We start from the raw sequence: 16,230 nt of genomic DNA on the forward strand, positions 1-16,230 counted from the left end.
GATTACACCCCTTCAGCGACATAGCGGGCAATAATGTCGCCCATTTCATCGGTACTGACTGCCGCCGTGCCGCGTGCTAAATCACCGGTACGAACGCCTTCTTCTAACGCCCGGTTAATGGCGTTTTCAATTGCGGTTGCTGCATCGCCTGCATCCAGGCTGTAGCGCAGCAGCAGGGCCAGAGAGAGGATCTGCGCAATCGGGTTAGCGATGTTTTTGCCGGCGATATCCGGTGCGGAGCCGCCCGCAGGCTCGTACAGGCCGAAGCCTTCTTCATTCAGGCTGGCGGATGGCAGCATGCCCATCGAGCCGGTGATCATCGCGCACTCGTCAGAGAGAATATCGCCGAACAGGTTGGAGCACAGCAGCACGTCAAACTGGGACGGATCCTTAATCAGCTGCATGGTCGCGTTGTCGATGTACATGTGCGACAGCGCAACGTCCGGGTACTGTTTAGCGACTTCACTGACGATCTCGCGCCACAAAATGGAAGACTGCAGCACGTTCGCTTTATCTATCGAGGTCACCTTATGGCGGCGTTTGCGCGCCGACTCAAACGCGATATGGGCGATACGTTCAATTTCGAAGCGGTGATACACCTCGGTATCGAACGCTTTTTCATGCTGACCGCTGCCTTCGCGCCCCTTTGGCTGACCGAAATAGATCCCACCGGTCAGTTCACGTACGCACAGAATGTCGAAACCGTTGGCGGCGATATCGGCGCGCAGCGGGCAAAACTCTTCCAGACCCTGGTACAGCTTCGCCGGACGCAGGTTACTGAACAGTTTGAAATGTTTACGCAGCGGCAGCAGCGCGCCGCGCTCCGGCTGCTCTGCTGGCGGCAGGTGTTCCCATTTTGGGCCACCGACGGAACCAAACAGCACGGCATCGGCATTTTCACAGCCTTCTACGGTTGCTTTTGGCAGTGGCGTACCGTGGTTATCAATCGCAATACCGCCCACATCGTAGTGGCTGGTGGTGATTTTCATCGCAAAACGCGTGCGAACGGCTTCCAGTACTTTCAGCGCCTGTGCCATCACTTCCGGGCCAATACCGTCGCCCGGTAACACAGCAATATGGTAATTCTTCGACATTACACGGTTTCCTTGTTGTTCTCTTTATTCTGAGCTTTGCGTTGCAACTCTTTTTCGACTTCGGCGGCGCGCCAGATGTTATTCAGCACATGCACCATCGCTTTCGCGGAGGATTCAACGATATCGGTCGCCAGACCCACGCCATGGAAGCGGCGGCCATTGTGGGTCACAACAATGTCGACCTGGCCCAGCGCATCTTTGCCGTGGCCCTTAGCTGTCAGGTCATATTTGACCAGCTCAACGTCGTACTCGGTAACGCGGTTGATGGCCTGGTAAATCGCATCGACAGGTCCATTACCGTTAGCTGCCTCTGCTTTAATTTCATCTCCGCAGGCCAGCTTGACCGAGGCGGTGGCGATGTCGCTGGAGCCGGACTGCACGTTGAAGTAATCCAGACGGAAGTGCTCTGGCTCTTCCTGCTGTTTGTTAATAAAGGCCAGCGCTTCCAGGTCATAGTCGAACACCTGCCCTTTTTTGTCGGCCAGCTTCAGGAACGCGTCATACAGCTGATCCATGTTGTAATCGCTGTCCTTATAGCCCATCTCTTCCATGCGGTGCTTCACTGCCGCGCGACCGGAACGGGAGGTCAGGTTCAACTGGACCTGGTTCAGGCCAATGGATTCCGGGGTCATAATTTCGTAGTTTTCACGGTTCTTCAGCACGCCATCCTGATGAATACCGGAGGAGTGCGCGAAGGCGCCAGTGCCGACAATCGCTTTGTTAGCCGGAATAGGCATGTTGCAAATCTGGCTGACGGTCTGGCTGGTGCGCCAGATCTCGTTGTGATTGATGCGGGTGTGCACGTCCATGATGTCCTTGCGCACTTTGATCGCCATGATCACTTCTTCCAGCGAACAGTTGCCCGCACGTTCACCGATGCCGTTCATCGCGCCTTCTACCTGACGCGCGCCAGCGTGGACGGCGGCGATAGCATTGCCCACCGCCAGACCCAGATCATCGTGGGTGTGGACGGAGATAATCGCTTTATCAATGTTCGGAACGCGGTCATACAGGCCGGTGATGATGTTGGCGAACTCAAACGGCATGGTGTAGCCGACGGTGTCCGGGATGTTGATGGTTTTGGCACCCGCGTTAATGGCGGCTTCCACGACGCGCGCCAAATCGTCGATTGGCGTACGGCCTGCATCTTCACAGGAGAATTCAACGTCATCGGTGTAGTTGCGTGCGCGTTTCACCATGTACACCGCGCGCTCAATCACCTCATCCAGCGTGCTGCGCAGCTTGGTGGCGATGTGCATGGGCGAGGTGGCAATAAAGGTATGGATACGGAACGCTTCGGCCACTTTCAGTGACTCGGCTGCAACGTCGATATCTTTTTCTACACAGCGCGCCAGACCACATACGCGGCTGTTTTTAATGGTGCGGGCGATGGTCTGGACGGATTCGAAATCACCCGGAGACGAGACCGGGAAACCCACCTCCATCACGTCGACACCCATACGTTCGAGAGCCAGCGCGATCTGCAGTTTCTCTTTTACACTCAGGCTTGCCTGTAATGCCTGTTCACCGTCACGTAAAGTAGTATCGAAAATAATGACTTGCTGGCTCATGGGTTAGGTCCTTGTCAGTCTTAGGGCGCCTTGCTACGAGCATAAAAAAACCCGCGCAGTGGCGCGGGTTTTTAGTCTTACTGGTGACGATTCAACGCTGAATTTCGCCCGCCAGTCTACCGCGCACAGTGGATGCGTTTAGTAGTAGTAGACCGGTGAAACGAATGGTGCGAATCATGAATCGTGCTCCGTTAAATTCAATATGCTTTTAGTGGTACTGGATACGGCAGTTGATGTCAACCCCTGACGATAAAAACGGACCCGACGGGCGGAACGGGCAGGATTTTACGTTAGCTAATTGTGCTGGTTTTGGCTTTTGCGAGCCGACTAATTGTCTAATTTTGGACTGAAGAAAACAGTTGCAGAAATAAATAAATATAATTGTTTAAAATGAGTGACGCGCGTTACAGAGAGTATTCTGTACATAAAGGGGTTTACTATCATTAAGTTATAATTACGGTGAATCTATTACACGTCGCTAAAAAATGAACAGAGGTAACATGTTATTAACTAACTGATGAGCGGTGGCGATAACAGTTTAATAATACTTAAGTCATCATTAATCTGGCGGTCATTGTGTATTTGCTTGGTTTATGGTTTCATTTAAATCCTAAAGTCAAACATATCATTTGCGCTATTTTCTTTTCGTTTGTATAGCGTCTTTATATATTCTGAATTTTAAATAATTCTCTTTCGCTGATCGTATTTGCATGATAAATCATATTTTTCGAGATTATTACCGTACGTGAGCAAAGGGAGTGTAGCGTGACAGTGGAGTCAGAAGTGTCAGAAAATAATATTAAACAACCTCAAGCTACTGATGGGATTAAACCGCAGTTACGCACGGTGGATCTTAATCTTCTGACGGTGTTTGATGCTGTCATGCAGGAACAGAATATCACCCGCGCGGCCCAGGCGTTGGGGATGTCACAACCTGCTGTGAGTAACGCCGTTGCCAGGCTTAAGGTCATGTTTAACGACGAATTGTTTGTTCGTTACGGAAGAGGGATCCAGCCTACTGCGCGTGCATTCCAGCTGTTCGGCTCAATCCGTCAGGCGTTGCAGCTGGTACAAAACGAGCTGCCGGGATCGGGCTTTGAACCTTTAAGCAGCGAGCGCACATTTCATCTGTGTGTCTGCAGTCCATTAGATAATTATTTAACCTCAATTATCTATAATAAAGTCGAAGAGATCGCGCCAAATATCCATCTGGTTTTTAAATCATCCTTGAACCAAAGTACAGAGCATCAGTTACGCTATCAGGAGATTGAATTCGTCCTGGGGTATGAAGAGTTCCGTCGTCCTGAATTTTCCTGCGTACCGCTGTTTAAAGATGAAATGGTTCTGGTGGCCAGTAAAAATCATCCTCGGCTGAAATATCCGCTACGCGAAAATGATGTCTATAACGAGCAGCATGCCGTTGTTGCCCTCGACAGATATGCTTCCTTTAGCCTGCCGTGGTATGACTCTGCGGATAAGCAGGCGAGCGTGGCTTATCAGGGGATGGCTATGGTCAGCGTATTAAACGTTGTCTCCCAAACACATCTGGTGGCGATTGCACCGCGCTGGCTGGCAGAAGAGTTTTCTGACCCGTTAAATCTGCAAATTTTGCCTCTGCCGCTTAAGTTAAATAGCCGAACCTGCTATCTCTCCTGGCATGAAGCGGCCGGAAGGGATAAGGGACACCAGTGGATGGAAGAGTTGCTGGTCGGTATCTGCCGCCGGTAAACGCATCAGGATAAATCGCATCGGATTGTGTGATTTATCCTGAGTTTTTATAGATAATTACTATTTTGTTCTGTGACGATTTTTTTCGGGCCGCTCTTCGGTACGCAAAAATAGATGATTTCCTGCATTGCCCCGCTTTTCAGCGATGATTTATCACACCGTCCTCTATTCCCAGAGGAATTAACCATATCTTCAGTTAACGGCTGCTTTTTCTGCTTTACGCACCGTTTATCTCCCCGGGTTTGCTAATTGCCTGCCTCATAACGAGCGGTTAAGGTAAAGAACACTCTGCAAAATATAAGATTGGTTCATCCCGATCGTAAGACGGTGCGGAAATGAATTCGGCAGTCCGTCTATAACAAAATGCCTGGAGGCAAAGCATGGAGATGTTGTCTGGCGCGGAAATGGTCGTGCGGTCGCTGATCGATCAGGGCGTAAAGCAAGTGTTCGGCTACCCTGGCGGCGCGGTCCTGGATATTTATGATGCGCTGCATACGGTAGGGGGCATTGACCATGTTCTGGTACGTCACGAGCAGGCGGCTGTACACATGGCCGACGGTCTGGCGCGTGCGACGGGTGAAGTGGGCGTGGTCTTAGTCACGTCCGGCCCCGGCGCGACAAACGCCATTACCGGCATTGCGACGGCGTATATGGACTCTATCCCGCTGGTGATCCTCTCCGGGCAGGTAGCAACCTCGCTGATTGGCTACGATGCTTTTCAGGAGTGTGACATGGTCGGGATTTCCCGTCCCGTTGTGAAGCACAGCTTTCTGGTCAAGCAAACCGAAGACATTCCCGGCGTACTGAAAAAAGCCTTCTGGCTGGCAGCAAGCGGGCGCCCGGGACCGGTGGTGGTCGATCTGCCTAAAGACATTCTGAACCCGGCAAACAAGCTGCCGTACGTCTGGCCTGACTCGGTGAGCATGCGTTCTTACAATCCGACAACGCAGGGGCATAAAGGACAGATCAAGCGGGCGTTGCAAACGCTTCTGGCAGCCAAAAAACCGGTCGTCTATGTCGGCGGCGGGGCGATCAACGCTGCCTGTGAAGCCCAGCTTCGTGAGCTGGTTGAAAAACTCAACCTTCCTGTGGCGTCGTCGCTGATGGGGCTGGGGGCGTTTCCCGCCACTCACCGCCAGGCGCTCGGCATGCTGGGTATGCACGGTACCTATGAAGCCAACATGACGATGCATCACTCCGATGTGATCTTTGCCGTCGGCGTGCGTTTTGACGATCGCACCACCAACAACCTGGCGAAGTATTGTCCGAACGCCACCGTGCTGCACATTGATATCGATCCGACGTCCATTTCAAAAACGGTGTCGGCTGATGTACCGATCGTCGGTGATGCTCGTCAGGTTCTGGAACAGATGCTGGATCTGCTGACCCAGGAGAACGCGACCCAGCCACTGGATGAGATCCGCGACTGGTGGCAGCAGATTGAACAGTGGCGAGCGCGTCAGTGCCTGAAATATGACACGCAAAGCGAAAACATTAAGCCGCAGGCGGTCATCGAAGCGGTGTGGCGACTGACGAAAGGTGAGGCGTATGTAACCTCAGACGTGGGCCAACACCAGATGTTTGCCGCCCTGTATTACCCGTTTGATAAACCGCGTCACTGGATCAACTCGGGTGGCTTAGGCACCATGGGCTTTGGCCTGCCTGCCGCGCTGGGCGTGAAGCTGGCCCTGCCGAATGAAACCGTCGTCTGCGTGACCGGAGACGGCAGTATTCAGATGAACATTCAGGAGCTGTCTACCGCGCTGCAGTATGAGCTGCCGGTTCTTGTGCTGAACCTGAATAACGGCTACCTCGGCATGGTGAAGCAGTGGCAGGATATGATTTACTCTGGCCGTCATTCGCAGTCCTATATGCAATCGCTGCCGGATTTTGTTCGTCTTGCTGAAGCTTATGGCCATGTTGGGATGCGAGTGACCGATCCGGCCGAGCTGGAAACGAAGCTCGCACAAGCGCTTGAGCACGTTAAAAACAACCGCCTTGTCTTTATGGATGTGATTGTTGATGGAACCGAACACGTTTATCCGATGCATATTCGGGGGGGCGGTATGGATGAAATGTGGTTAAGCAAAACGGAGAGAACCTGATATGCGCCGGATATTATCGGTTTTACTGGAAAACGAGTCTGGCGCACTGTCGCGCGTCATTGGTCTTTTTGCGCAGCGCGGTTATAACATTGAAAGCCTAACCGTCGCGCCGACGGAGGACCCCACGCTGTCGCGCATGACGATTCAAACCGTTGGCGACGCCAAAGTGCTTGAACAGATTGAAAAACAGCTGCATAAGCTGGTTGATGTGCTGCGCGTGAGCGAGCTGGGGCAGGGGGCCTACGTTGAACGTGAGGTCATGCTGGTGAAAATCCAGGCCACCGGCTACGGGCGTGAAGAAGTTAAACGCAATGCGGATATTTTCCGCGGACAGATTATCGACGTCACGCCTTCTCTTTATACGGTTCAGCTGGTCGGGACAAGTGACAAGCTGGATGCTTTCCTGACGTCCGTGCGGGATGTGGCAAAAATTGTTGAAGTCGCAAGATCGGGTGTCGTGGGGCTGTCACGCGGCGAGAAAATCATGCGTTAGTTGTCAAAAAGGTTCGCCTCTTTCTGCCCGGTCACCAAAGCCGGGCTTTTTTTTGCGTAATCAGCCGACAACGCAGATAAAAGCGGTTGCCGCGAAGGCTTTTCTGCGTTTAGATGTTAAAAGATTTAACCATAACCTTGACAGGGCCATGGACTCTTTTCTTTTTTTAAGGGGCAATTGTGAAACTGGATGAAATCGCCCGGCTAGCCGGCGTGTCACGAACAACGGCCAGCTATGTGATTAACGGTAAAGCAAAGCAGTACCGTGTCAGCGACAAGACCGTTGAAAAAGTTATGGCGGTGGTTCGTGAACATAACTACCATCCGAATGCTGTCGCAGCCGGTCTGCGCGCCGGGCGCACCCGCTCTATTGGTCTGGTGATCCCGGACCTGGAAAACACCAGCTATACCCGTATCGCCAACTATCTTGAACGTCAGGCGCGCCAGCGTGGCTATCAGCTGCTGATTGCCTGCTCGGAAGATCAGCCTGATAACGAGATGCGCTGCATTGAGCATCTGCTCCAGCGTCAGGTGGATGCCATTATTGTTTCGACCTCCTTACCGCCAGAACATCCGTTCTACCAGCGCTGGGCGAACGACCCGTTCCCAATCGTGGCGCTGGATCGCGCGCTCGATCGTGAACATTTCACAAGCGTAGTGGGTGCGGATCAGGATGATGCCGAAATGCTGGCCGCAGAGCTGCGGACGTTCCCGGCGGAAACGGTGCTGTATCTTGGCGCGTTGCCCGAGCTTTCGGTGAGCTTCCTGCGCGAGCAGGGATTCAGAACCGCCTGGAAAGACGATCCGCGCGAGGTTCACTACCTCTATGCCAACAGCTACGAACGTGAAGCCGCCGCGCAGCTGTTCGAGAAATGGCTGGAAACCCACCCGATGCCTCAGGCGCTGTTCACGACCTCGTTTGCGCTTTTGCAGGGCGTCATGGATGTCACCTTACGCCGTGAAGGTAAACTCCCCTCCGACCTGGCGATTGCCACGTTCGGGGATAACGAGCTGCTCGACTTCCTTCAGTGCCCGGTGCTGGCGGTTGCACAGCGTCACCGTGACGTGGCTGAACGCGTGCTGGAGATTGTGCTGGCGAGTCTGGATGAACCCCGCAAACCAAAGCCGGGCCTGACGCGTATCAAACGTAATCTCTACCATCGCGGAATTTTAAGCCGCCAAAAATGAAATGACTGGGGCGGCGAAATCTGCCCCATTTTGCTACGATAATTCGTGCGGATAATTCCCGGAGAGAAATTAGGATAATTCTTGTGAGATCATAATCGCCTATTTTTCTTAATTCATTTTGGCTTTTAAATTGTTCTTTAAAGAACATCTCAGCGATTTTAAACGGTATTCTTTGTATTATTTTGTTACAAACCCTCTTCGGTCGATGAATATTCAGACGTTTTTTCCTCTTCCTTTGCCAGCTTACGTGCTAACCACTGCGCTTACCGTGTGCCTGGGTGAATCTGGCGCTGTCATCCCCTGAGAATCTGTCATAAAATGCTGCCCGCGTCGCAAACTGACACTTTATATTTATCTGCGATGATATTGAGTGAGCCTTAACGCTAGTGTGCATATTCGGTTTTTTTCTTACAAATATTCATAACGTTAATTTTGCCTCGCCAGTTGTGCAGTTATTAACCAGGACTGTTTAACTCTGTAAATAGAGGGCTTTCGAGTCCTTATACGGAGAGTCCTGGCTTGACAAGCTTTTCCCTCGCTCCGTAAACTCCTTTAGGTGGGAATTTGTGGGTTAAAGTGGTGAGGAGGGGTGAGACTGGCATGTTCCGTGGAGCAACGTTAGTCAATCTCGACAGCAAAGGGCGTTTATCGGTACCAACCCGATACCGCGACCAGCTGATTGAGAACGCTGCGGGTCAAATGGTTTGCACCATTGACATTAACTCCCCCTGCCTGCTGCTTTACCCCTTACCTGAATGGGAAATTATTGAGCAAAAGCTGTCGCGACTGTCGAGCATGAACCCGCAGGAACGCCGCGTGCAGCGGCTGTTATTGGGACATGCCAGTGAATGTCAGATGGATAACGCAGGGCGATTACTGATTGCCCCTGTGTTGCGGCAACATGCCGGTCTGACAAAAGAAGTGATGCTGGTCGGGCAGTTCAACAAGTTTGAACTGTGGGATGAAACGACCTGGTATCAACAGGTCAAGGAAGATATCGACGCTGAGCAGTCTGATTCCGCGACATTATCGGAACGACTGCAGGACTTGTCTCTATAAATATGATGGAAAATTATAAACATAAAACGGTGTTACTGGACGAGGCCGTTAACGGCCTGAATATTCGTCCGGATGGCATCTACATTGATGGCACATTTGGTCGCGGTGGCCACTCGCGTTTGATCCTCTCCCAGCTGGGTGAGGAGGGACGTCTGCTGGCAATCGATCGCGATCCCCAGGCAATTGCCGTTGCACAGACCATCAATGACCCAAGCTTTTCCATCGTGCATGGACCTTTCTCTGCGCTCGCGGACTATGTGGCTGAGCGCGGCCTGACGGGCAAGATCGACGGGATTCTTCTCGATCTTGGCGTCTCTTCACCCCAACTTGACGACGCTGAGCGCGGTTTCTCCTTTATGCGTGATGGTCCGCTGGACATGCGGATGGACCCGACGCGCGGACAATCCGCCGCCGAGTGGCTACAGACCGCTGACGAAGCCGATATTGCATGGGTCATCAAAACGTTTGGCGAAGAGCGTTTTGGCAAACGTATTGCGCGCGCCATTGTTGAGCGCAACCGCATTGAGCCAATGACCCGCACCAAAGAGTTGGCCGAGGTGATCGCGGCAGCGACCCCGGTGAAGGATAAGCACAAACATCCCGCGACCCGCACCTTCCAGGCGGTTCGCATCTGGGTAAACAGTGAACTGGAGGAAATAGAGCTGGCGCTAAAAAGCTCGCTCGACGTGCTTGCCCCGGGTGGGCGGTTATCCATCATCAGCTTCCATTCGCTGGAAGACCGTATTGTGAAACGCTTTATGCGTGAACAAAGCCGCGGTCCACAGGTGCCAGCGGGGCTGCCGATGACGGAAGAACAACTCAGAAAGCTGGGTGGCCGTCAGTTGCGAGCATTAGGCAAGTTGATGCCGGGCGAAGAAGAAGTGGCAGAGAATCCACGCGCCCGTAGTTCAGTGCTGCGTGTTGCAGAGAGGACGAACGCATGATCGGCAGAGTGACAGAGACCCTAAGCAAAGTTAAGGATTCGTTAGGAAGCAACGAGCGCCATGCCTTGCCTGGCGTGATCGGCGACGATCTTTTGCGGTTTGGGAAACTGCCACTCTGTCTGTTCATTTGCATCATTGTCACGGCAGTAACGGTGGTGACGACAGCCCACCATACACGTTTATTGACTGCGCAACGCGAGCAGATGGTACTGGAACGCGATGCGCTGGATATTGAATGGCGAAATCTGATCCTTGAAGAAAACGCGCTCGGCGATCACAGCCGGGTTGAACGGATCGCAACGGAAAAGCTGCAGCTGCAGCATGTTGATCCTTCACAGGAAAATATCGTAGTACAAAAATAAGGGAAAACGCGACGCATGAAAGCAGCGGCAAAAACGCTAAAACCAAAACGTCAGGAAGAACAGGCCAACTTTATCAGTTGGCGTTTTGCGTTGCTTTGCGGCTGCATTTTACTGGCGCTGGGTTTTCTGCTGGGCCGCGTGGCCTGGCTGCAGATCGTCGCCCCTGACATGCTGGTACGCCAGGGCGATATGCGCTCTCTGCGCGTTCAGGAGGTCTCCACGTCCCGCGGGATGATCACCGACCGCTCCGGTCGTCCGCTGGCGGTGAGCGTACCGGTGAAGGCTATCTGGGCCGATCCGAAAGAGCTGCACGACGCCGGTGGCATTACCCTTGATAACCGCTGGAAAGCGCTGGCTGATGCGCTGAAAATGCCGCTGGATCAGCTGGCCTCCCGCGTTAACGCGAACCCGAAAGGGCGTTTTATCTATCTGGCGCGTCAGGTTAACCCTGACATGGCGGACTACATTCGCAAACTGAAGCTACCGGGCATTCATCTGCGTGAAGAATCCCGTCGTTACTATCCATCCGGCGAAGTAACCGCTCACCTCATTGGCTTCACCAACGTCGACAGCCAGGGGATTGAGGGCGTTGAAAAAAGCTTCGATAAGTGGCTCACCGGTCAGCCGGGCGAGCGAATCGTGCGTAAGGACCGCTACGGGCGCGTCATCGAAGATATCTCCTCTACGGACAGTCAGGCAGCGCACAACCTGGCCCTGAGTATCGACGAGCGCCTGCAGGCGCTGGTCTACCGCGAGCTGAACAACGCCGTGGCGTTCAACAAGGCGGAGTCAGGCAGCGCCGTGCTGGTGGATGTCAGCACCGGTGAAGTGCTGGCGATGGCCAACAGTCCGTCCTACAACCCGAACAACTTTACCGGCACCGCAAAAGATGCCATGCGTAACCGGGCGATTACCGACGTGTTCGAACCTGGCTCCACGGTGAAGCCGATGGTGGTGATGACCGCGCTCCAGCGCGGCATCGTCAATGAAAACACGGTTCTGAACACCATCCCATACCGTATTAACGGCCACGAGATAAAAGACGTGGCGCGCTACAGCGAATTGACCCTGACCGGGGTGTTACAGAAGTCGAGTAACGTCGGTGTTTCAAAGCTGGCGTTAGCGATGCCGTCCTCAGCGTTAGTAGAGACTTACTCACGTTTTGGACTGGGAAAGGCGACCAATTTGGGGTTGGTCGGAGAACGCAGTGGCTTATATCCTCAAAAACAACGGTGGTCTGACATAGAGAGGGCCACCTTCTCTTTCGGCTACGGGCTAATGGTAACCCCGTTACAGTTAGCGCGAGTCTACGCAACGATTGGCAGCTATGGCGTTTATCGCCCGCTGTCGATTACCAAAGTTGATCCACCGGTCCCGGGCGAGCGTATCTTCCCGGAATCCATCGTTCGTACCGTGGTGCATATGATGGAAAGCGTGGCGCTGCCGGGCGGCGGCGGCGTGAAGGCGGCGATTAAAGGCTATCGTATCGCCATTAAAACCGGTACAGCGAAAAAAGTGGGGCCAGACGGCCGCTACATCAACAAATACATTGCCTATACCGCAGGCGTTGCGCCTGCAAGCAATCCGCGTTTTGCACTGGTGGTCGTGATAAACGATCCACAGGCGGGTAAATACTACGGCGGCGCCGTCTCCGCGCCTGTGTTCGGGGCCATCATGGGCGGCGTGTTACGCACCATGAACATTGAACCGGATGCGCTGGCGACGGGCGAAAAAAGTGAATTTGTAATTAATCAAGGCGAGGGTACAGGTGGCAGATCGTAATTTGCGCGACCTTCTCGCTCCGTGGGTGCCAAATGCACCGGAGCGAGCACTGCGAGAGATGGTACTGGACAGCCGCGTGGCTGCTTCTGGCGATCTTTTTGTGGCGGTGGTCGGTCATCAGGCGGACGGGCGTCGTTATATCCCGCAGGCGATTGCGCAAGGTGTGGCTGCCATTATTGCTGAGGCTAAAGATGAGGCAAGCGACGGTGAGATCCGTGAAATGCACGGCGTGCCGGTCATCTATCTCAGCCAGTTAAATGAACGTCTTTCCGCACTGGCGGGACGTTTTTATCACGAACCTTCCGACCAGCTGCGCCTGGTTGGCGTAACGGGTACGAACGGAAAAACCACCACCACGCAGCTGATGGCGCAGTGGGCTCAGCTGCTGGGTGAAACCGGCGCGGTGATGGGGACTGTGGGTAACGGTCTGCTGGGCAAAGTGAGCCCGACGGAAAACACCACTGGCTCCGCGGTTGACGTACAGCACGTGCTTGCCGGACTGGCAGGGCAGGGCGCAACCTTTGCCGCGATGGAGGTCTCTTCGCACGGTCTGGTACAGCACCGCGTCGCGGCGCTGAAATTTGCCGCCTCCGTGTTTACCAACCTGAGCCGCGATCATCTTGATTATCATGGTGATATGGAGCACTACGAAGCCGCAAAATGGCTGCTCTATTCCACTCACCACTGTGGTCAGGCGATCATCAATGCCGACGATGAAGTCGGCCGCCGCTGGCTGGCGAAGCTGCCGGATGCGGTTGCCGTATCGATGGAAGACCATATCAATCCGAACTGCCACGGCCGCTGGCTGAAGGCGGTTGAGGTGAATTATCACGACAGCGGGGCGACCATCCGCTTTGCCTCTTCCTGGGGTGAAGGCGAAATTGAAAGCCGCCTGATGGGGGCGTTTAACGTCAGCAACCTGCTGCTGGCGCTGGCAACGCTGCTGGCGCTGGGTTACCCGATGGATGAACTGCTGAAAACCGCCGCGCGTCTGCAGCCAGTTTGTGGCCGTATGGAAGTGTTTAGCGCGCCGGGTAAACCGACCGTTGTGGTTGATTATGCCCACACGCCGGATGCGCTGGAAAAAGCGCTGGAAGCGGCGCGCCTGCACTGTACCGGTAAGCTCTGGTGCGTGTTTGGCTGCGGCGGCGATCGTGACAAAGGCAAACGCCCGCTGATGGGCGCTATTGCGGAACAGTTCGCAGATATTCCGGTTGTCACCGATGACAACCCGCGTACGGAAGAGCCGCGCGCCATCATTAATGACATTCTGGCGGGCATGCTGGATGCGGGCCGCGCGCGCGTCGTGGAAGGCCGGGCGGAAGCCGTGACGAACGCCATCATGCAGGCACAGGAGAATGATGTTGTTCTGCTGGCGGGTAAAGGCCATGAAGATTATCAGATCGTTGGCAACCGCCGTCTGGATTACTCGGATCGCGTAACGGCAGCTCGCCTGCTGGGAGTCGTCGCATGATTAGCCTCTCGTTAAGCCAGGCCGCTGCGGTACTGCACGGCGACCTGCACGGGCAAGACCTGACCATTGATGCCGTGACGACGGACACCCGCAAAGTCACCGCTGGCTGTCTGTTCGTGGCGCTGAAAGGCGAGCGTTTTGACGCGCATGATTTTGCTGAACAGGCCAAAGAGAACGGCGCCGGTGCGCTGCTGGTCAGCCGCAAGCTTGATATCGATCTGCCGCAGGTTGTGGTGAAAGATACGCGTCTCGCGTTCGGCGAGCTGGCGGCCTGGGTTCGTCAGCAGGTGCCGGCTCGCGTCGTCGCCCTGACCGGATCTTCAGGCAAAACGTCAGTGAAAGAGATGACGGCTGCGATCCTCAGCCAGTGCGGCAATACGCTTTATACCGCGGGCAACCTCAATAATGACATCGGCGTGCCGATGACATTGCTTCGCCTGACCAAAGAGCACGAGTATGCGGTGATCGAGTTAGGTGCAAACCACCAGGGTGAAATCGCCTGGACCGTGAGCCTGACTCGCCCGGAAGCGGCGCTGGTGAATAACCTTGCGGCTGCGCACCTGGAAGGCTTTGGATCGCTGGAAGGCGTGGCAAAAGCAAAAGGCGAGATTTACACCGGCCTGCCGGAAAACGGTATCGCCATTCTGAACGCCGATAACAACGACTGGCTGAACTGGCAGAGCATCATTGGTGCGCGTAAAACCTGGCGCTTCTCGCCAAATGCGGCCAACAGTGATTTTACGGCGACCAATATCCATGTGACGTCGCACGGCACTGAGTTCACCCTCACCACCCCAACGGGTGGCGTGGAGGTGCTGCTGCCGCTGCCGGGTCGCCATAACATCGCCAATGCCCTTGCGGCGGCGGCGCTGTCAACGGCGGTGGGCGCTTCACATGAGGCAATCAAAGCCGGGCTGGCGAACCTGAAAGCCGTGCCGGGACGCCTGTTCCCGATTCAGCTTTCGGAAAACAAGCTGCTGCTGGATGACTCCTACAACGCGAACGTTGGCTCGATGACGGCGGCGGTGCAGGTGTTATCTGAAATGCCGGGCTTCCGCATCATGGTGGTTGGCGACATGGCAGAGCTGGGCGACGAAAGCGAAGCCTGTCATACCCAGGTCGGTGAAGCGGCGAAAGCGGCGGGGCTGGACTGTGTACTGAGCGCAGGAAAACTGAGCCAGGCGATTAGCCAGGCCAGCGGCGTTGGCGAGCATTTTGCCGATAAAGCCGCGTTGATTGAGCGCCTTAAGGCATTAATAACAGAAAAACAAATTGTGACAGTGTTAGTGAAAGGTTCACGTAGTGCCGCCATGGAAGAGGTTGTGCACGCATTACAGGAGAACGGGACATGTTAGTTTGGCTGGCCGAACATTTGGTCAAATATTACTCAGGCTTTAACGTCTTTTCCTATCTGACGTTTCGCGCCATCGTCAGCCTGCTGACTGCGCTGTTCATCTCGTTGTGGATGGGCCCGCGCATGATTGCCCGTCTGCAAAAGCTTTCTTTCGGCCAGGTTGTGCGTAACGACGGCCCGGAATCGCACTTCAGCAAGCGCGGTACCCCGACCATGGGCGGGATAATGATCCTGACTGCCATCGTCGTTTCCGTACTGCTGTGGGCGTACCCGTCCAACCCGTACGTCTGGTGTGTGCTGACGGTTCTGGTGGGTTACGGGATCATTGGTTTCGTCGATGATTACCGCAAAGTCGTCCGTAAAGACACCAAAGGCCTGATTGCCCGCTGGAAGTACTTCTGGATGTCGGTGATCGCGCTGGGCGTGGCCTTCGCGCTGTATCTGGCAGGGAAAGACACGCCAGCGACCGAGCTGGTCGTGCCGTTCTTTAAAGACGTGATGCCGCAGCTGGGTCTGTTCTACATTCTGCTGGCGTACTTTGTGATTGTCGGCACCGGTAACGCCGTTAACCTGACCGACGGTCTGGATGGCCTGGCCATTATGCCAACCGTCTTTGTCGCCGCCGGTTTTGCGCTGGTGGCATGGGCGACCGGTAACATGAACTTTGCGAACTACCTGCACATCCCTTATCTGCGCCACGCGGGTGAGCTGGTGATCGTCTGTACGGCGATTGTCGGCGCGGGGCTTGGCTTCCTGTGGTTCAACACCTATCCGGCTCAGGTCTTTATGGGTGACGTCGGTTCACTGGCGTTAGGCGGCGCGCTGGGCATTATTGCCGTGCTGCTGCGTCAGGAGTTCCTGCTGGTGATCATGGGCGGCGTGTTTGTGGTTGAGACGCTGTCGGTGATTTTGCAGGTCGGCTCCTTCAAGCTCCGCGGCCAGCGCATCTTCCGTATGGCGCCGATTCACCACCACTATGAACTGAAAGGCTGGCCGGAGCCGCGCGTCATTGTGCGCTTCTGGATTATTTCGCTGATGCTGGTGCTGATTGGCCTGGCAACGCTGAAGGTACGTTAA

13 protein-coding genes are annotated in these 16,230 nt (G+C 54.5%); 11 read left to right on the plus strand and 2 right to left on the minus strand.

Features of this window, described 5'->3' with window-relative positions; translation table 11 throughout:
• Window positions 1-2: 2 nt before the first annotated feature.
• Both leuB and leuA read right to left on the minus strand, forming a co-directional pair.
• Window positions 3-1,094, minus strand: a complete 1,092-nt coding sequence (gene leuB, locus KGP25_RS04060) for a 3-isopropylmalate dehydrogenase (RefSeq protein WP_024907450.1) — start codon at window positions 1,092-1,094, stop codon at window positions 3-5.
• Window positions 1,094-2,665, minus strand: a complete 1,572-nt coding sequence (leuA, locus tag KGP25_RS04065; protein ID WP_008501997.1) for a 2-isopropylmalate synthase — start codon at window positions 2,663-2,665, stop codon at window positions 1,094-1,096. The genes leuB and leuA overlap by 1 nt, the downstream gene beginning before the upstream one ends.
• A gap of 765 nt (window positions 2,666-3,430) precedes the next feature.
• Here leuA and leuO point away from each other — a divergent pair.
• The 11 genes from leuO to mraY all read left to right on the plus strand — a co-directional run bounded on the left by leuO (window position 3,431) and on the right by mraY (window position 16,230).
• On the plus strand, window positions 3,431-4,393 hold the full coding sequence (gene leuO / locus KGP25_RS04075) for a transcriptional regulator LeuO (protein WP_275430302.1): 963 nt from the start codon (window positions 3,431-3,433) through the stop codon (window positions 4,391-4,393).
• A 380-nt stretch (window positions 4,394-4,773) separates the two neighbouring features.
• On the plus strand, window positions 4,774-6,498 hold the full coding sequence (gene ilvI / locus KGP25_RS04080; RefSeq protein WP_045907791.1) for an acetolactate synthase 3 large subunit: 1,725 nt from the start codon (window positions 4,774-4,776) through the stop codon (window positions 6,496-6,498).
• A gap of 1 nt (window position 6,499) precedes the next feature.
• Complete coding sequence (gene ilvN, locus KGP25_RS04085) at window positions 6,500-6,991, plus strand: acetolactate synthase small subunit (protein WP_063620771.1); 492 nt, start codon at window positions 6,500-6,502, stop codon at window positions 6,989-6,991.
• A 179-nt stretch (window positions 6,992-7,170) separates the two neighbouring features.
• Window positions 7,171-8,178: a catabolite repressor/activator gene (gene cra / locus KGP25_RS04090; RefSeq protein WP_008501993.1), complete on the plus strand. Its 1,008-nt coding sequence runs from the start codon at window positions 7,171-7,173 to the stop codon at window positions 8,176-8,178.
• Window positions 8,179-8,778: 600 nt separating this feature from the next.
• The gene (gene mraZ / locus KGP25_RS04095) at window positions 8,779-9,237 is read left to right on the plus strand and encodes a division/cell wall cluster transcriptional repressor MraZ (protein WP_021240528.1); all 459 of its coding nucleotides are present in this window, start codon (window positions 8,779-8,781) and stop codon (window positions 9,235-9,237) included.
• Between the two features lie 2 nt (window positions 9,238-9,239).
• Window positions 9,240-10,181: a 16S rRNA (cytosine(1402)-N(4))-methyltransferase RsmH gene (gene rsmH / locus KGP25_RS04100; protein ID WP_223540017.1), complete on the plus strand. Its 942-nt coding sequence runs from the start codon at window positions 9,240-9,242 to the stop codon at window positions 10,179-10,181.
• A complete protein-coding gene (ftsL, locus tag KGP25_RS04105) occupies window positions 10,178-10,543 on the plus strand; it encodes a cell division protein FtsL (RefSeq protein WP_008501989.1) in 366 nt (121 codons plus the stop codon). The genes rsmH and ftsL overlap by 4 nt, the downstream gene beginning before the upstream one ends.
• Window positions 10,544-10,558: 15 nt before the next feature.
• Entirely contained in the window at window positions 10,559-12,325 is a 1,767-nt protein-coding gene (locus tag KGP25_RS04110) for a peptidoglycan glycosyltransferase FtsI (protein WP_045907793.1), read from the plus strand.
• Window positions 12,312-13,799, plus strand: coding sequence for a UDP-N-acetylmuramoyl-L-alanyl-D-glutamate--2,6-diaminopimelate ligase (gene murE / locus KGP25_RS04115; protein WP_223540018.1), 1,488 nt, complete (start codon window positions 12,312-12,314; stop codon window positions 13,797-13,799). The genes KGP25_RS04110 and murE overlap by 14 nt, the downstream gene beginning before the upstream one ends.
• Entirely contained in the window at window positions 13,796-15,154 is a 1,359-nt protein-coding gene (gene murF, locus KGP25_RS04120) for a UDP-N-acetylmuramoyl-tripeptide--D-alanyl-D-alanine ligase (protein ID WP_223540019.1), read from the plus strand. The genes murE and murF overlap by 4 nt, the downstream gene beginning before the upstream one ends.
• On the plus strand, window positions 15,148-16,230 hold the full coding sequence (gene mraY / locus KGP25_RS04125) for a phospho-N-acetylmuramoyl-pentapeptide-transferase (RefSeq protein WP_008501985.1): 1,083 nt from the start codon (window positions 15,148-15,150) through the stop codon (window positions 16,228-16,230). The genes murF and mraY overlap by 7 nt, the downstream gene beginning before the upstream one ends.

The organism is Enterobacter sp. JBIWA003, assembly GCF_019968825.1.
Taxonomy (GTDB): domain Bacteria; phylum Pseudomonadota; class Gammaproteobacteria; order Enterobacterales; family Enterobacteriaceae; genus Enterobacter; species Enterobacter quasiroggenkampii.